Annotated in this window: 12 protein-coding genes and 1 tRNA gene; 1 reads left to right on the top strand and 12 read right to left on the bottom strand. The window is 47.6% G+C overall.

Annotation, left to right across the window (positions count from 1 at the left end; translation table 11 throughout):
- Positions 1 to 235: 235 nt before the first annotated feature.
- The 6 genes from C2E25_RS16565 to C2E25_RS16540 are packed head-to-tail and all read right to left on the bottom strand — an operon-like array spanning position 236 to position 9,032.
- Positions 236 to 664, bottom strand: coding sequence for a DNA phosphorothioation-associated protein 4 (locus C2E25_RS16565; RefSeq protein WP_103116831.1), 429 nt, complete (start codon positions 662 to 664; stop codon positions 236 to 238).
- Positions 657 to 2,699, bottom strand: coding sequence for an AAA family ATPase (locus C2E25_RS16560; protein WP_158247318.1), 2,043 nt, complete (start codon positions 2,697 to 2,699; stop codon positions 657 to 659). Before C2E25_RS16560 ends, C2E25_RS16565 begins: the two co-directional genes overlap by 8 nt.
- Positions 2,696 to 2,878 carry a hypothetical protein gene (locus C2E25_RS16555; protein WP_103116829.1) on the bottom strand — a complete coding sequence of 61 codons (183 nt, stop codon included), beginning with the start codon at positions 2,876 to 2,878 and terminating at the stop codon, positions 2,696 to 2,698. The genes C2E25_RS16560 and C2E25_RS16555 overlap by 4 nt, the downstream gene beginning before the upstream one ends.
- 10 nt (positions 2,879 to 2,888) lie before the next feature.
- Positions 2,889 to 4,982 (bottom strand): DEAD/DEAH box helicase family protein, encoded by a 2,094-nt coding sequence (locus C2E25_RS16550; protein ID WP_103116828.1) that lies wholly within the window; start codon positions 4,980 to 4,982, stop codon positions 2,889 to 2,891.
- Positions 4,982 to 7,714, bottom strand: coding sequence for a tetratricopeptide repeat protein (locus C2E25_RS16545; RefSeq protein WP_103116827.1), 2,733 nt, complete (start codon positions 7,712 to 7,714; stop codon positions 4,982 to 4,984). The genes C2E25_RS16550 and C2E25_RS16545 overlap by 1 nt, the downstream gene beginning before the upstream one ends.
- On the bottom strand, positions 7,683 to 9,032 hold the full coding sequence (locus tag C2E25_RS16540) for an NERD domain-containing protein/DEAD/DEAH box helicase (RefSeq protein WP_103116826.1): 1,350 nt from the start codon (positions 9,030 to 9,032) through the stop codon (positions 7,683 to 7,685). Before C2E25_RS16540 ends, C2E25_RS16545 begins: the two co-directional genes overlap by 32 nt.
- A 282-nt stretch (positions 9,033 to 9,314) precedes the next feature.
- Between C2E25_RS16540 and C2E25_RS16535 the strand changes: the two genes are divergently transcribed.
- Positions 9,315 to 9,389 (top strand) — tRNA-Val (locus tag C2E25_RS16535).
- A gap of 210 nt (positions 9,390 to 9,599) precedes the next feature.
- Here C2E25_RS16535 and C2E25_RS16530 read toward each other — a convergent pair.
- The 6 genes from C2E25_RS16530 to C2E25_RS16505 form a co-directional block, all read right to left on the bottom strand.
- Positions 9,600 to 11,036, bottom strand: coding sequence for a rhomboid family intramembrane serine protease (locus C2E25_RS16530; protein ID WP_158247317.1), 1,437 nt, complete (start codon positions 11,034 to 11,036; stop codon positions 9,600 to 9,602).
- A gap of 23 nt (positions 11,037 to 11,059) precedes the next feature.
- Positions 11,060 to 12,181: a hypothetical protein gene (locus C2E25_RS16525; RefSeq protein WP_103116824.1), complete on the bottom strand. Its 1,122-nt coding sequence runs from the start codon at positions 12,179 to 12,181 to the stop codon at positions 11,060 to 11,062.
- Positions 12,165 to 12,794 (bottom strand): hypothetical protein, encoded by a 630-nt coding sequence (locus C2E25_RS16520; protein ID WP_146033006.1) that lies wholly within the window; start codon positions 12,792 to 12,794, stop codon positions 12,165 to 12,167. The genes C2E25_RS16525 and C2E25_RS16520 overlap by 17 nt, the downstream gene beginning before the upstream one ends.
- A 10-nt stretch (positions 12,795 to 12,804) precedes the next feature.
- Positions 12,805 to 13,743 (bottom strand): CsgG/HfaB family protein, encoded by a 939-nt coding sequence (locus tag C2E25_RS16515; RefSeq protein WP_103116822.1) that lies wholly within the window; start codon positions 13,741 to 13,743, stop codon positions 12,805 to 12,807.
- Positions 13,740 to 14,114 carry a CsgG/HfaB family protein gene (locus tag C2E25_RS16510; RefSeq protein WP_158247314.1) on the bottom strand — a complete coding sequence of 125 codons (375 nt, stop codon included), beginning with the start codon at positions 14,112 to 14,114 and terminating at the stop codon, positions 13,740 to 13,742. Before C2E25_RS16510 ends, C2E25_RS16515 begins: the two co-directional genes overlap by 4 nt.
- A 475-nt stretch (positions 14,115 to 14,589) precedes the next feature.
- Positions 14,590 to 15,801, bottom strand: a 1,212-nt coding sequence (locus C2E25_RS16505; RefSeq protein WP_103116820.1) for a formylglycine-generating enzyme family protein, incomplete at its 5' end; no start/stop codon positions are given.

The following is a 15,801-nucleotide window of genomic DNA, read 5'->3' as shown; positions in this document are numbered from 1 at the left end:
GAAAAGCCTACGGGTTTCGAACCCTCAAATGCCTGCAAATCGCCCTATATCACGAGCTTGGCAAGTTGCCGGAACCTGATTATCTCCACAGATTCTGCTGACGAGCCATATTTTTTAAGAAGTTTGATAATTGGTTTTTACAAAAAAAATATATCAGGTGACAACTATCTCTGTATACTTGGGGAGTATAAACATTAAAGTATAATTAGCGTTCAAAAGTAGACACTCGGACAGCTTAATCACCTAGCATAGTTATGTCTGTCAGGATTTTATCTTCTTTTTCTTCTCTTAAGATTAGATTTACTAATCCTGATTCCCAACCCAACCTTGAATCCCAAAATTCGTTTTTGAGAATTTCTAGCCCACCACATGCGTACTCTTCGAAAATTCTTACTTTTTCGTCTTCGCGATCTTTACCCATTATTTCAGGTTCTGAGTTTTCAGAAATGGCAATGCAATTTAAAACCATCTGATCAAACTCTGCACTAAATATCTGTAAATTTATAGGCTCACCTGACTTTTCGAAAGCAACTCGCTTCCCTCTGTTTTTCCCTAAGCATGCCGCAAAAACAAGCGCATCTTTATAAGTTTTGAAAATGCCTTCATCTCTCAACTCATTTAACATTTTATCAAATTCCACAGGTCTTCTTACGCGATCAGCCATGGTATCCCTCCTCGATTTCTGAAAATTCAAAGTCTGCACCAGGCCTCACATAATAACTTTCCCGGCCTTCGTCGACTTCCTTACAGTGGTAAATGAGGCTATACTCTTTGCCTAGCCGCGGAGCACATTCTTTTGAAACAGGGCCTCTCCATTGAGAACTTGATGCGAAGACAATTACTTGGTCTGCTAGCATGGGAATATAGCGTGCAATTAACGCTCTGTACTCATCATCGATTGACCCAAAAGGTGAGTCCATAATAATGGGGAAGACTCCGCCTTTTATGAAATCACTATCTTGGTTTTGCTGCTCTTTTGCTAAGTTAACGATACTGGAGATGAAGCTTAAACTTGTAATTTGACTTTCTGCTGTAGATTTTTCTGGGACCAGTTGTTTCCCATGTCCCTCAATTTCTCTATATATTTGTAAAGTATAGTCTTGATCAATTTCTGCCCAGTAAGGTTTTCTGATAATATCTTTAAAAGTCTTGTCAACCCTTTTGGACAGCTTCTCCCTAGTCTGATTTGATAACGCAACATGAAGCGCTTTTGCAACGCGGGCACACTCTTCAGCATTAGACAGGCGTTTACTAATCTTCTCGTACTGTTGAGAAACATCCGTGATCTCTTCACGAGCTCTCTTGGCTTCTTTATGCTCTTGCGTTTTTGTCTCAAGCTCAAACTCTAACTTGCCTAGCTCTTTTTGTGCCTTATCAAGCTTCTCTTCTATCTCCTTACGTTTATTTTCAAGGCCGGGGACAGATTCTACTTCGGATTCCTGAAGTTTTTTAGAGATTACGTCAAGCCGGCCACTTAGTTTGTCGCGTTCACTTTCTAGGTCTACACCTTGTTTAATATTGTCTTTTATTGCTCTAAATAAATCGGACTTACTCCTATCGACCTGCTTAATAGCCCCTGCCGTAGTTATGAATGCTTCTTCTAGTCCCTTAGAGCTAGCCTGCAATCGATATTTCTCAACATTCGAATAATTTTCTTCGCCCTTGTTTAAACATGTACCACATATGCATTTGCCGTTGCTTAGTAAGTCATCAATGAACTGTTGCTTGATTTTGTAAGGTAGCTCTCCACGTTTTCTTTTTTCCTCTAAAAGAGCCCCGACAGTAGCAGCCGTTTCTGTAAAAAATGGAAGAAACCCTTTAGTCGAAATTAAATCTTTTATACTTGCAGATAATGAGTCTTTTGATTTTTTGATAGTATCCAATCGATTCTCAATAAATTTTCTTTCGTCTTGTAATGCGGCAACATCTTTTATCATCGCAAGCCTTGAACTTATCTTAGATATTTCGTCCTTAAAAAATTTTTTATTATCCTTAGTTACATACATTCTTTCTTTTAAACTGTCAATTTCCTCTTGCAGTTTTGTCTCTCTATCAATGACTTCTTGCAATTTACCAGGCGATTGTTTTTTAAGTTCTTTTTTGAACTCCTTTATTACATATTTTTCTAAATGTATACCGGCCCTTTCAACTATTTGAAGTCCCATCAACGTTTTGATTGCCTCTCGAATCTGGCCTGACGAGCTAGCATTGGCAAGCTTTTCAATACGCTCACCATTGAAAAAGAAATAGGAGTGCATTTTTTCTGGAAGGATTTGGTTCATTTGTGTGTCCGCATTCGTTGACTCTTGGCACGAACCATTTTGATCAATCCACCTAAGTTTAAAAACGGATCCACCTATAGAGTCCACTTTCAACCCCGTGGTTTTGATAAATCTTTGGACACGAGAAGCTGTATAATCAGAGCCTTCATGTTCAAAATCTATTTTAATTGATAGTTCAATATCTTCTCCGTCGGATGACTTGACTATAGCTTGTTCATTTAAAATATTGTCAAGACCAGTGTCAAAATCGGCATGTCCATAAAAACACCACTTGAAGGCATTCAAAAGGCTTGTTTTACCTGATCCATTTTCTCCGTGAATTACTGTAATCCCTTTTACTTCATCAGTACTAAACTCAAGGGAATGCTGTCCAAAAAACTGTCTAAAGTTCTGTATTGTGATTTTTTGTATTTTCACAGGGTTTTCCTTTCGATCAGTTTTTTTATTCTCAAGCAGACTTCCTTTTCTTTATCTTTAACATAACTGAGATTCTGGTAATGCTGGTACTCTTTTTCAATTTTAATAATTTCTGCCATCATTCCTTTTACAATATCAGTCGTAGACTCTAGTACTTCTTTTGGTGTTAGCTTGATCATATTTTACTCCTTAAAGATCTAGCAAATGCAGCTTTTCTTTTATTTTTCCAAGTTGCTTATATGCTTCTCCTTGGTTTATCGCCAAAGAAACAAATTCATTAACTCTTTCAAGCTCTCTCTTTAGTAGATTTCTTTCAGAATTGAAAATTGCACTACCAGATGCATTTATATTCTCAATGTTTGGAGCAACAATAAAATCATAAATGTAAGCATACTTCTTCCCAGGGCTTTTTCTTAAAACTCTTCCTCGGCGCTGAACGAATTCTTTTGGGTTTGATGTTGATGCAAGGATGTAAGCTTTTTCAGTCCTCGGGATATCAACGCCCTCATCAAGACATCGTATAGCAGCCAAGGCTTGCAAGTCCCCATCTGCAAATCTTTTTAATAGATTTTGACGTTCTGTCTTTGATTCGGTAGATGTGAATTTTCCTGCCCTAATTTTTAAGTTATTACCAATATATTTAAGCGTATTGTCAACATATCTGACTCCATCCTTGATCGTATTCCCACAATAAATAAGGCAATATTTTAAATCCTCTTCCTTACGCAGTAGTTCTAGTAGCTTTGGTAATTTATTTTCCGCACAACTAATCAATCGTGCCCTTTTTATTAAAAGGTTTTTTAGTTTGTCAGAAGGCCCATCTTTATCAGAGTTGTCTCCAACGGCAAAAGCTTGCGATATTGCTTTTGATAGCTGTATGTACTCTTCCATTTCGAACTCTGTTAATTCTACAGTTATAGGGTAGTAAAAATATTCACAAAGAAATCCGTGTTTAATTGCATCTTCTAAACCAAATTTGAAAACAGTGGCCCCAAAATAGTCTTCTAGAGCCTGGCTCCCTTGTTCGTCTTTGTATCGATTGGGGGTAGCAGAAAGACCTAGGCGAAATTGGGCTTTTGAGGGCAACAGGCGCCTTAAGTTTGGTGCGCCCAAGTTATGCATTTCGTCAGCGACAAAAACTATAGTTGAGCTAATTCCAGATAAAATTTTCTGAAATGGTTCGTTTAAAAATGTCGCATTTACTGTAATCAGCATCACATGAGAGGTTATATCTAGCAGCATATTGCTGAGGGCGTTCTGAACATTAGCCAACCACTTCTGTGAATTTAAATAGCACTTAAATGTATTGAACCCAAAAGCTTCGGCCTCTGATTCCCATTGGTCTGCTAAGTGGACAAACGGCACTGACACAATAATTACAACCTTGCCGTCATTGTTAATCACATAGTTAGTCAGCTGCGTCATGGCGCTTAAAGCTGTAACAGTTTTGCCTGAACCGGTTGCCATGGCAAAAATGCCACGCCCATTAGCTTTAAACCAATTATTGATAGCCTCATCTTGATACGGGCGCAATTTGCCCCTTGATAAAAATTTCTCTGGGACTCTAAGCTTCGGCCTTTCTTGTATGATTATGTAGGGTCTGGGTGCTTTAGATGTATGTCTAATAAATCTTTCAATGGAAACTTCAGGCGGCTTGTAAACAGAAAGATTGGGATCTTCCCGCTTCCACATAACTTCGAATTCATCAATAATCTCTTGTGTTCTAAGAGAGGATTCTTCTGATCTCCAAGCAGAGTAAATATCAATTTTTTCCCAATTAGTAATTGCTGCAGCGGTTAAATTATAGGAACCGCTAAATCCTATAATATTCCCTTCTTTATCTCTAAAGCATCCCATTTTAGCATGCATAATTCCGCTTAACTTATTGATAGGGATGCCGACTTTAAACTCCATTACTCCGTCTCGAATCAACCATGACAAGGTGTCTCGTGTGTTCTCTTTTAAATTGTTGAACAATTTCTCAAATGAGCGGTCAATTAGATCATCTAAAATGTGAGGTTTAATCTCCCCATGGTCTCCTAATTTAATGGCCTCATAATCATCTTTGGTTAATTCTGGAGATATAATCCATCTTGCTTGACCCCCATTTGCCGCAAAATGTGCAATACCTTCAGCAGCATCGCGAATCCAGTTGCTGGAGAAGTATCCAACGGCAATATCATACGTTATTGCCAGTTTCAAAACTGGTACAAAAAATTCATCCACAGGGTTAGCATGTGTAGTTTTAATCGAAAGTGGAAGTTGCATGTCCTTAAAATTCATCAAAAGTCGAATTCCTCTAGCATGTTTTCAATTGTCTCTATTTTGGAAGAATAGTTGCTCATATGTACTCTGCAATCATATTGGATAAATCGCTGTTCGTTCTTGCCTTCTAACGCTACAGTTAGTGATTCATATAACTCTTGAAAGGACAGTTCTCTTTTTTTCATAGTTTCGTAAATACTATTATAAAGTGTCACTTCATCGGAGGGTTTAATAAGTCTTACCATGTCTCCAGAAATGTCATATTTGGTCGACTTGCTAACCCAAGATTTTATGGTCCGTTTGTGACATTGAATGCCAACAGCTTGAAGAGAATCTTCTAAAACGTGACAGCTTTTAGCAGATTCTAAAAGTGCAATTTCTAAAGCGATATCTAAGTAAAAAATATCTTCTTCAGTCCCGAGAACTTTTTCTGTTAAGTTAAATTTTCCACGCTCTTTTGTGGCAACCACATCAGGTGAGGAATTCAACATTACTACAATGGTTGTGTCAAACACCTCTCGATTCTCTTTTATCTTTTCTGAAATTTCTGGAACACTCACCGGGCCGTATTCCTCTACGACTTGTGTGATTTGATCCATTAAGGGAATATAGCCATTTCCTAATGAGTCCCCAGCGAGTCCAACCATAAGACCGTGCTTTACACTGAAACGCTCATCGTCCTGCAGTATCCCTAGTAGCATATAGTCAGAGAACTCGGTGCTAAAACGGTAAGAGTCTTCAGAAAATACATTTTTATAAATAACTTTTGCAGAGACAAACCCCTCGCGACTTTCGAGGTATTTAAAGGTCCTGTCTCTCACTTCCTTCAAGTCATCGCTAGTTAGAGTTAAATTTTCATAAATATCATAAACGCCCCTGCCTACGATTAAAGCTTCTTCTAGCCTTCCGAGTACTGCACCTATAGCATGTTCAGAGACATCTAAACCGAACATATCTTTGTGATAAGCCCTAATTTGCGATGTATGTAGTCCATGACCAACTTTTCTGAGGACATGTATTAAGCGATTTTTTGGAGACAACTTTTTCAGTTTGACGATGATCCCATTATTTATTTCTGCGCCAAGATCATTTGTAAGATAATCAATAATTTCATTTTCGTCAATATATGGGAATTCTTCAAATATTTGCCCTATACTTATTGGCCAGGTTAGGATTTCTGTCTTTCTTTTAATTGTTTTTTTGCATTCACCTGTAAGTTCGAAAAATTGGCTAGAAAGATGAGGATAGTTATTTAAACAGACGTCATTTATAGCCCACAAATCACCTTTTTTCTTGTAATTGTAAGTAAGCCAGCCTTCAATTTTTTCATGAACTACTTCAATTGCTAAGGCGTCGACACTAATCAGTTTTTTATGTTTTGATTTTGCCGCCTTAAGGTTTATTGCAGGAGAACCTGAAAATATAATGTCACTAATCTCTTGCTTCCTCTGCAAAAGGTATTTCTCGAAATATATTCTGTTGGCCTTGATACGGCATTTTTCAACAATTTTTTTGTCAATCTGGCGTACTCTTTCTCTTGTTAGGCCATATCTTTCAGCAACTTCTCCTAAGGTGTGTTTGTCGACTCCACATAGCCCTCTTCTCATCAAAAAAATTTCAAAGTTCCGTTCTTTCACAAAGTTTGAAATATAATCAATTAACGCCTCTGATGAAATCGATTCAGGAATGTTGCAATTCTTTTTTTCCTCTCCAGTAATAAAGTTATTTACAAGATCGTTTAATTCATCCAAAGTTCCTCTACCAAAATTAGGCAGACTCATCATTTCGTGATTAGCTGCGCTTGGGTTTTCTTTGTAGTCTTTTACTGTCAAGAAAGATAGTAGATTGTTTCTGTAGAATTCATTGATCCTATTTCTTAAGCGATTAGAAACGTGATTTTCATTTACTAAGTCTATAATTGTTTTTGATAGGCGCTCATCATTTTCTTCGATATCGAATTTTTGTGAAATTTCCTTTTGGTATGCTTGGTATGCTTGGTATGCGTTATGCTTTGATAGGATGGTTCTTAAATCGTTTATTGATTTTTTTCCTATGTTTTTAACGCGCATAAGTTCTTTTATGGCATTTTCTTCGTTCATAAGAAAGTCAAGCACCGTGTCAAAACTTATAAGGCCATGGCTTATTGCGTGGTTGATTCCATTGAGCAGTCTAACAGGAACATCGTGCCATTGAACTAGTTCTGAAATTCTTGTCTCCAATATTTCTAAATTTTTGAAATCTTCAATTTTATCTAGGATTTCCTCTACCTTGTGAGTTTCAATGGTTTCGCCAAAACATTCATCAGTGTTGTTAATTGTTACATGTTCTGCGCAATTTAAATCACCAATTTTATCAAGAGCATTATCTTTGTTGTGAGTTTTACTAATCTCAATCGAATTTTTATTGCAGTTGTCAATATTTGAATTTGTGAACTCATCTATTAGATCTTGTGCTTTTGGATGGCCATTGTCACGTGCTTTAGTAAGCCATTTAACACCTGTATCGGTAACCTTTGGTACACCTTTTCCACTTATATAAAAAACACCAATTTTAAAGATGGCATCGAGGTTTCCACTTCTTGCAGCCTTTAAATACCAGATTCCAGCTTGAACATCTGACTGTTTAATGCCCATGCCTTTTTCATACATAAGGGCAAGTTTGCATTGTGCAACAGGATCGCCAGAATTTGCGTCTTTGTAGACTTCGTCAAAGCTGTATTCAATTTTTTTGGAAAATAATTTCCTGAACATCTTTTAGCCCTGTGTTTGAACGCTTTATTGCAAAATTTTCGATTCGCCCCAAAACCGCTGTTTCGCTCGGCGCGTTGACAACCCCGAGAACCCCCGCGTCGAATCCCTCGCGCAGTAGCTCCTCGTCACAAGGCCGGCCGTGGAGCTTGCGGGAATATTCCATCACTGCGGGAGGACAGCGGTAACAGCGGGTCAGACTGAAACGCCCGCCCTGCCCGGTCCATACCGGAAGAACCCGCTCCTGCCAGAAAGACTGGGCCGGATCATAAAACATCCAACAGATGCGCTCGGCAGCCAGCGCGCCGACCAGTTCCCAGTCGTTTTCGGTCAGATCCTGTGCTTCATCCAGAACCACCACCTCGGGAGCCTGTTCCGGTTCGGGAAGAGCGTCGGCAGCGGCCTGCAGCGCCACATCGAACCAGAACTCCGGCGTCGATTCGGGCCCGTCGATCAATCCGGCCTGTTGCAACAGATGCACCGCGTAACGCGGGACGGTAAAAACCTCGACCCCGCTCCCGGCAAAAGTCGGACGCAACCATTCGGCCAGCGCGTCGGTGAAGCAGAGATACAAGACCCGGCGGCCCTGTCGAGCCATGTTCAGAGCGGCTTCCCGGGCGACCAGGGTTTTCCCCGATCCGGCAACCCCCTCCACCAGCAACCGGCAGTTGCCGAGCAGACCGTCGATCAGTCGCAGCTGGTCGACATCGAGTTTGAGCCGCTGTTCGGCGTCAATCCTCGCTTTGTGGCCCAACTTGAGTTTGGGAACCCAGTTCTCGCCCCAGAAGCGGTGCAGCAGACCGACCCAGTTGTTCTCGGGGATGAGAAAATCGGCGGGGAACGCCTTGTCGAGCTTGGCCTGAATCGAGTCAACCAACCAGGGAAGGTCCTGCTCACCAAGAACCAGAGCGCTGAGATCATCCTGACCGGGAGGATTGGAGAACGCGGTGTCGGGAAAGATCGTCAGTACCGCATACGGAACCGACTGTGAACCTGCCTCCTTCAAACGGGCGGACAGCTTTTTTGCAAAACCGAGCGCCTGGCCCCGCGGCCCGCGGTTTAAAGGATGACCGTTCTGATACCAGCGGCCATCGCGCTGCTCAATGTGGCCACCCTTGACCTCCAGCACCAGAAAGCCGCGCTGCGGGATGGCCAGGACAAAATCGCCCTCACCTTCAAGACCGTCAGCAGTACGAATACGCAATGAATGCCAGGCCGTCCAGTTCTGTGGAAGCTGTTTCCGCAGGGCCGCGTAAACCTTCTGTTCGGCATGCGAATCAGTCGGTCGCGGCTGTTGTCTCGGCCAGAGTCCCCTCTTCACTCCCCAATCCCAACAACAAAAGGCCGCCGAAAATCCGCTGCTGAAGCGGATAAATGGCGGCCCGGAACTTACAGATTGATAACCAAATCAGTCCCCTCTATAAACTGCAAACACTCAAAATCAATTAGCAATTTACGTTTTTAAAATTCAAAAGTCAATGTCGCTGAAAACATCGCCGGGAGCGGGCACGACACCCTTCCTGCCCCACCAGCGGATTTCATGAAATCTATTGACACCCGCCCATGCTCTTGCTATAAATTTCGGCCTCAGCACAATACAAACGGGCGTTTAGCTCAGCGGGAGAGCATTGCCTTCACACGGCAAGGGTCACTGGTTCAATCCCAGTAACGCCCACCATAAATATCAAGGGGTTAGCGAATTTTCGCTGACCCCTTGTTTTGTTTCGTGCCCATTCTGTGCCCATTCCTGAAATTTGACCCCTGCCTTGATCCACGGATGGGGCCCGTCAATTCGACAGTGGATGCAAGATTTGGCCCCCTACGCTCAATGGTTCGGACAATGACGTGCTGCAGCGGATCGGGGAAAAGTAACAACCAGCATTCCCTCTCATTTCAGCCAGGATGAAAATCCAAGGGCAGACTGCGGGAAATCGTTTTTGAAGCGGTCAGCGTATTCTCTGGCAGGGTCCGCCAACTTCATAGAGAAAAGTACCTTAACCATCTGAAACATCGCCTTCTCCCGTATTTCAGAAGGGAGATCCTGCTCCGCGAGCAGCATGTCGAGGCACCTGGAAGCCATTGGCAGATCTCCAAAATGAAAAAACAAACCGGCCATCCGATATTGCAGATCCGGCGATGCCGGTTGCCAGTAACGGTCCAGATATTCACGAAAGATATCCGCGGCCCGTTTCGGGTCACTGCCGACCAACTCCCTGACAAGGGCCAGATACAGGGTGCGGGCTTGTTCCGACAGTCGATGGCGGGAATGGACTCGGGCCAATTCCAGGCGCGCCTCGACATTGTCCGGGTCCAGATCCAGAACGGTTTCCAGCGACAATTGCCTGGCATCCAGGCCAAAACCGTTGCAGCCAACCCTCCTGCGGCTCAACTCAAGGTGCCGTTCCTGCAACGCCGGTTTTGCCAACCGCAGGAACCAACCGAGCAGCAACCCGATACCCAGGCCACCCAGATGAGCCCAGTGGGCGACGTAACTGAAGCGGGTCCCGGTCAACTGCCCGATGCCGTGATCAAGATTGGAAAGAAAGAATACCCCGATCACCAGCAACGCGTTCATCCGAATCTGCAGATAGACAGGGTAAAACAATGACAGCAACCCCAGCAACGGAAAGGGGACCAGCATGGTTTTGAAATAGCAGCGCACGGCATAAAGCCCGATGATCCCACTGATGGCGCCGGAAGCTCCCAGCAGGTGAGAGTACTGACCTGTGGCAAGCCACATCACATCGAAGAAAAACAACCCGGAGGTTACCGCCGCCACCAGGTAGCAGAGCAGAAAACGCCCGCCGCCGATTCTGCGTTCCACCACCGTGCCCATCGCCCAGAGAAAGAACATGTTGCCCCACAGGTGCCCACGGCCACCATGCAGGAAGGATGACATCAAGACGCTTACCGGTATATTCCAGGCATTCGGCCGACGCGGCAGAAAAAGCAGGTTATTTTCGAACCACGAAGGAAATTGCAGTTGGCCCAGGTAGAAGACCCCGACATTGACAAGAATCAGGCCATAAGTACACCAGGCGAAACCCTGCCGGCGCCACTCGTCCTCAGTGATCGGAACGGGCAGAAAGGTGATCCGAGACAACATCTTCCGGGTACCGCTCTGCCCCTGGACCACGGCCTTCATGCTGAACAGCAGCCAGGCATAGACTGGAGAGAACAACAGCATCAGAAACAGGATCGGACGCAGAAACTCCTGCTCAAGCCTGACCCAGTAAACGAGCCCCACGCACAACAGCATCTGCAGGAGGAAGGCCCGGTCGGGATGACGTTGAAACCAGGATTTGCCCGTTGTCGAACACGACACAGCCCCTCCCTTTGAATCGCTCATCACAGAGTTTCCACTCCGTGCGATGTGCCATAAACTGTGGATATTTCATCCACGCATCGCGCAACAAAAGCAGTTAAAGCCTCATAACGCGCGGCATCAGCATTTTCCGCAAACCCCCTGCTCTGCAAGGCACGGCTGAAAACAAGCTGGTCGTGCCGCAGGTCCCGCATTCGCAGATCCCCTTCGGCAAGGGAACTGTAAAACTGACCGAGATTGTCGCGCGGCTCGGTTGTCCCAACAGTGATCTCCAGGCGGTAACGGCTTTCAGGGAGGCTCCCTCGCCCGCGACTCACCGGCCCCTGCAGGGAAAAACCGAATTTTTCCAACACCACGACCAACGGGCTGAACAGAGACGACACATCTCGCCGTACTCCATCCGGCGCAGAAACGACAACCACCAGGCTGCGAACTTTCTTTTCGACGATACGACGCCGCGACTCGGCCTGCCGGGCAAAATCCTCCGTCCCGGTCTTCGCCAGCAGGTCCAGATAAACCCCACGCGGGATTCGGGCCAACAGATCTCTCACCAGGGCAAAGTCTGCCAGGGCCTTGTCGTCATGACCTTTGTCCGCAGCTGCCCTCCCCTGACACCAGGAACGCAGTGCAGCCTGAAACAGGCGTTTCCTCTCGGCCAGGTATCGCTCCCGCTCAGCGACAACTTCCCGGCGTGGATAGCGGACCAGGGTAAACACATCATAGAGAAACCGCCCCTCCTGACTCACCACCTGCCGATAATAGAGTTGCACCAGCTTGGCGCTATGAACCGTGCCTGCCGACTGCAGCCTGACCCGATCCGTGATGCGGGTCGCGGCAGCATGACGCTCGGCCGCGTAATAAACCATCCCTTCCTGGCCCAGGTAGTCAAGGATACTCCTCACCGCGGCCTGCATGGCGTCCCGTTCTCCATCCTCCAGGCGCGCAACCCCGGTGCGTATGCCCCGAAAATAGAGAAAAGTGTCGTCCGCTGCCGGCACCCGCACAATCCACTCCGGAGGCTGATCGGCGGAAGCCTGCAAGCGGGGGCTACGTACCTCCCCGCACCCTGCCGGAAGCAGAAATGCCAGCAGAGCCGCCAGCCACAACAGCCGGATCAGAAGAACAGGGTCACTGTCTGGAAACATCGGCCCGGTAGAACCGCTTGTTCATCTCATCCAGAAAGGCCTCGGCCTTGGCGTTGTTCTGTTCCCTGGCCCGCACCTTCAAAGTGTCAACGGCCCGTTGCATGGCCACCCGATATTCATTCTCGGGGATCGCCACCAGCGAGAAAACATTGTAATAATACTTCAGGCCACTGCCGGTAAAGACCTCGACTTTTTCGAAATAGGTTTCCCGTTCCTTGATGCCGCGCACCACGTTGTCAGAGAGAATTTTCAACCCGTCATTGATGACACTGCCGATATCAGCGTCGCTCTCGGGGATACCCCGTTCGACCCGCACGTTTGAATAGTCCGCCATGCCGCGCTGTTCAATCATCTCGATGATCTGTCGGCTGGCATTTTCACGAGCATCCGTCAACCCACCCTCCAGGGTCACCGCTTTGGTTTTGAACCCACGGAAAAACATCAAACCATCTTCATCCTCCGGAACTTCGGTCACCCAGTCTGGCCGATCCCCTCCCGAGGTTTCAACCACAGTTTCACTGCCGGGGAGTTGTTTCTGTCCAGCACAGCCCCAGAGCAACAGCATAAGCAACACTCCATACCCGAACCCGCGAAAGAGAGTGACTGGTTTCATATCCTCCTCCTTAGTCAGCGGCACCTGCCCGATGCCATTTTTCAAGCTGGATCTGTTCGTTTTCCAGTTTTCGCAGCTTGATTCCGTTGTAGAAAAAATAGAGACTGAAGCCGCCTGTCAGGGTCCCGCCTCTGCTGCTGTGGCAATCGTAGAACAACCACGACAGCAGACCGGTCGCCACCCCGGCGGCCATGCTCAGGGTCGAGGGTCGAAGGTTTTTTTGCAACGTACGCCCGGTGCTGCCACCCAGCAACATCCCGGCGGGCATACCAAAAACCGGGACACCGGTAAATACCTTCATTCCGGCTTTCTGCGCGCGTCGATTTTGTGCCAGACGACGGGTTATCTCTTCATCCAGCAGATCCGGATGATCTTCCTTGCGGTCGATCTCCCTGGCCGGGTCCTCTTCTTTGAGCGGTTCGGAAATTTCAGTCTTCCCGGCCGATGAAGAGACTAGGTCACTTTGATAAGCCCCGTAAAGTTTCAGGGCGCTGGTTACCGCTTCAAGCAGATTTTCACTCAGCACCGGCAACGATTCACCGGTTGCCTCAACCCGCAGTACACGCCGTTGCCAATGCAAATCGACCAATCGCACCTGTCCCTGATAATGCCCATGACTCCCCATCAGATCTCCCAGCAGCACGAGGTCGGCCCCCAGCATCCGGGAACTGGTGACATCCGCGGGAGCATCTCCCTGATCATCGGCCTCATCCCCACCGCCTTTCAACAGTTTTTCCCGCTCCAGTATTCCCAACTGCTGACGTTCAACCACCTCCAGGCGACCATCCCGGGCCAGCATGCTCGTCAACATTCCAGACAGTTCCTTTCCGGAGGACGGTTCATCAGCGGTACCCGTAAAAGGAAAAATCGCCAGCACCGGCGAGGACTCGGCGAAAGCCGACGTTCCGATCGCAAGCAAAACCAGTAACAACCACACGGAACTTTTCATGGCATCCCCCGCAACAACTGCCCGGCCAACTGGGTTTCCAGGTCAAAAAGTTTATCCAGGTCGTCAAATACAACGGCGGCGGCGACAACCCGACCGGTCTCAACCTCGACCAGGCGTGCCGTCAACCTGACCTTGCCCCCGACCTCCTGAACATTGCCGAACACCAGATAACGCGCCCCCAAAAACTTCCCTGCCTGTACCCTGTGATCCGGGTCGACGATGTCGGTCATCGACAGCTTGATCTCCGCCAGCACCCGGTCCACCTCGGCCCTTTCCAGAACCGACCAGTTCGGCCGTGCTTCCCGAATTGCGGATGTCAACGAGGCCGCGACACCGGCACCAAGTTCGGGCTCACCGTCAAAGGAGAGCACAGCAATTGTCAGAGACTCCCCCGGGGCCGGCGTCGATATCGGCGCGAGTCTACGCGGGCCGGCCGAACACCCCGACATAAGGAAAAGAACCAACAGGAGAAGAAAGCTACGGAACATGAGCACCCCCAGGATACAGGACAATATTACCATATGATTTCAGAAATGGTATTTTTTTACTATTTTATTTTAAAAAATTACCGCTCCGTAAGAGCTTAATCGCGATCAGGGTTTTGTGGTCCGCGCCAACAAACCCATCGCGCCCTTGTAGGAGCGAATTTATTCGCGATTGAGGGTTTGCGGTTCGTGCGGCCCAAAGACGCTTATCGCGAATAAATTCGCTCCTACGAAAACCCTCATAATCTTGCGCCGCTGTCGCGGCGAATCACATCAAACAGGCCCGCGCTCCGGCGCACAACCGGCAACGGTCCGGGCGGCTCCGCCCGCCCTACCCTTTGCCGCTCGGCGCGCCTCCGCGCTACGAACCTGCAGGGAGAGCAAGCCGAAAGCCAAGGCCGCTGCTGCGGTAGCCCGGCCAGTTCCTGCCGCGATCGGCCGAGCGCAGGTGGCCCGGGTTGCTGCCCCAGCTGCCGCCGCGAAGCACGCGGTCGGAGCCTGATGACGGCCCCTGCGGGTTGTTGCGTGGGCTGTTGCCGTAATAGCCACTGTCATACCAATCCTGACACCACTCCCAGACGTTGCCCAGTATGTCGTACAAACCATAAGGGTTCGCCTTGTAGTGTCCCACCGGGGCGCTCACTGCATACCCGTCATCACAATTGTGAATTGTCTCATCTGACCACTTTCGCTTCCCGGTTTGATCGGCAATCATTCGCTTCGCAGTTCGATCGGCAACGTTGGCGTTGCCGCAGGCCTGATCGGGGTTATTTCCCCACCAACGAGCGCTCCTTGTGCCGCCCCGGGCGGCATACTCCCATTCCGCCTCGCTCGGCAGGCGATACGCCTTGCCGCTCTTGCCGCTCAACCAGCGCGCAAAAGCTGTGGCGTCTTCCCAACTCACCATTACCACCGGCTGCTGATCTCTATTCAGGGTGTTTCCCTTATAAGATCCGCTGTCATGACCTGACTTGTATTTGCGGTACTGTCCGTTGGTTACTTCATACTTCCCCATATAAAAAGCATCCACGCACACCTCGTGAACCGGCTTCTCATCGCTACCTCCGTTATTTGACCCCATCTGATAACAGCCACCGGGCACCAACACGAAGTCCATACCGGTCGTCGGATCGGTATAGTATTTTTCCGGCAATTTCTTCGCCTTCGCCAGCAATGCCTGCGCTTCGGCATCACCGGGGACAACCTGCAGCGCGGCTTTGGCCTTGCGGATCGCAAGCTCCTTGTCGTAGACCATCAAAGCGCCTTCGGCCTCCGACAGCAACGCCTTCTTCTTCTGCTGCTGCTGCTTGATCAAGCTCGGCAGTTCGCTCAGTTTCGCTGACCAGGGCGCAATCCGCTTGTCACGCGGATAGAGCTGCTCGGCTGCGGCTAGGGTCTTTTTCAGCCCGCTGACGCGCTTGGCGTCGAGGCGCCTCTGGGCCTGACGGTAGCCGCTCTCTAGCTGCTCCAATAGGTCGGCAAACTCAGCCTGCTTTTTGGCTTCGGCCTTTAACTGCGCCGCTTCTTCCGGCGCATACCATTTCCCCCGGTACTGCACCAGGTCCCCGCCTTT

Source organism: Geothermobacter hydrogeniphilus, from assembly GCF_002898515.1.
Lineage (GTDB): Bacteria > Desulfobacterota > Desulfuromonadia > Desulfuromonadales > Geothermobacteraceae > Geothermobacter_A.
Note: the sequence above shows the minus strand (reverse complement) of the source record. Positions and strands in the feature narration are given on the sequence as shown.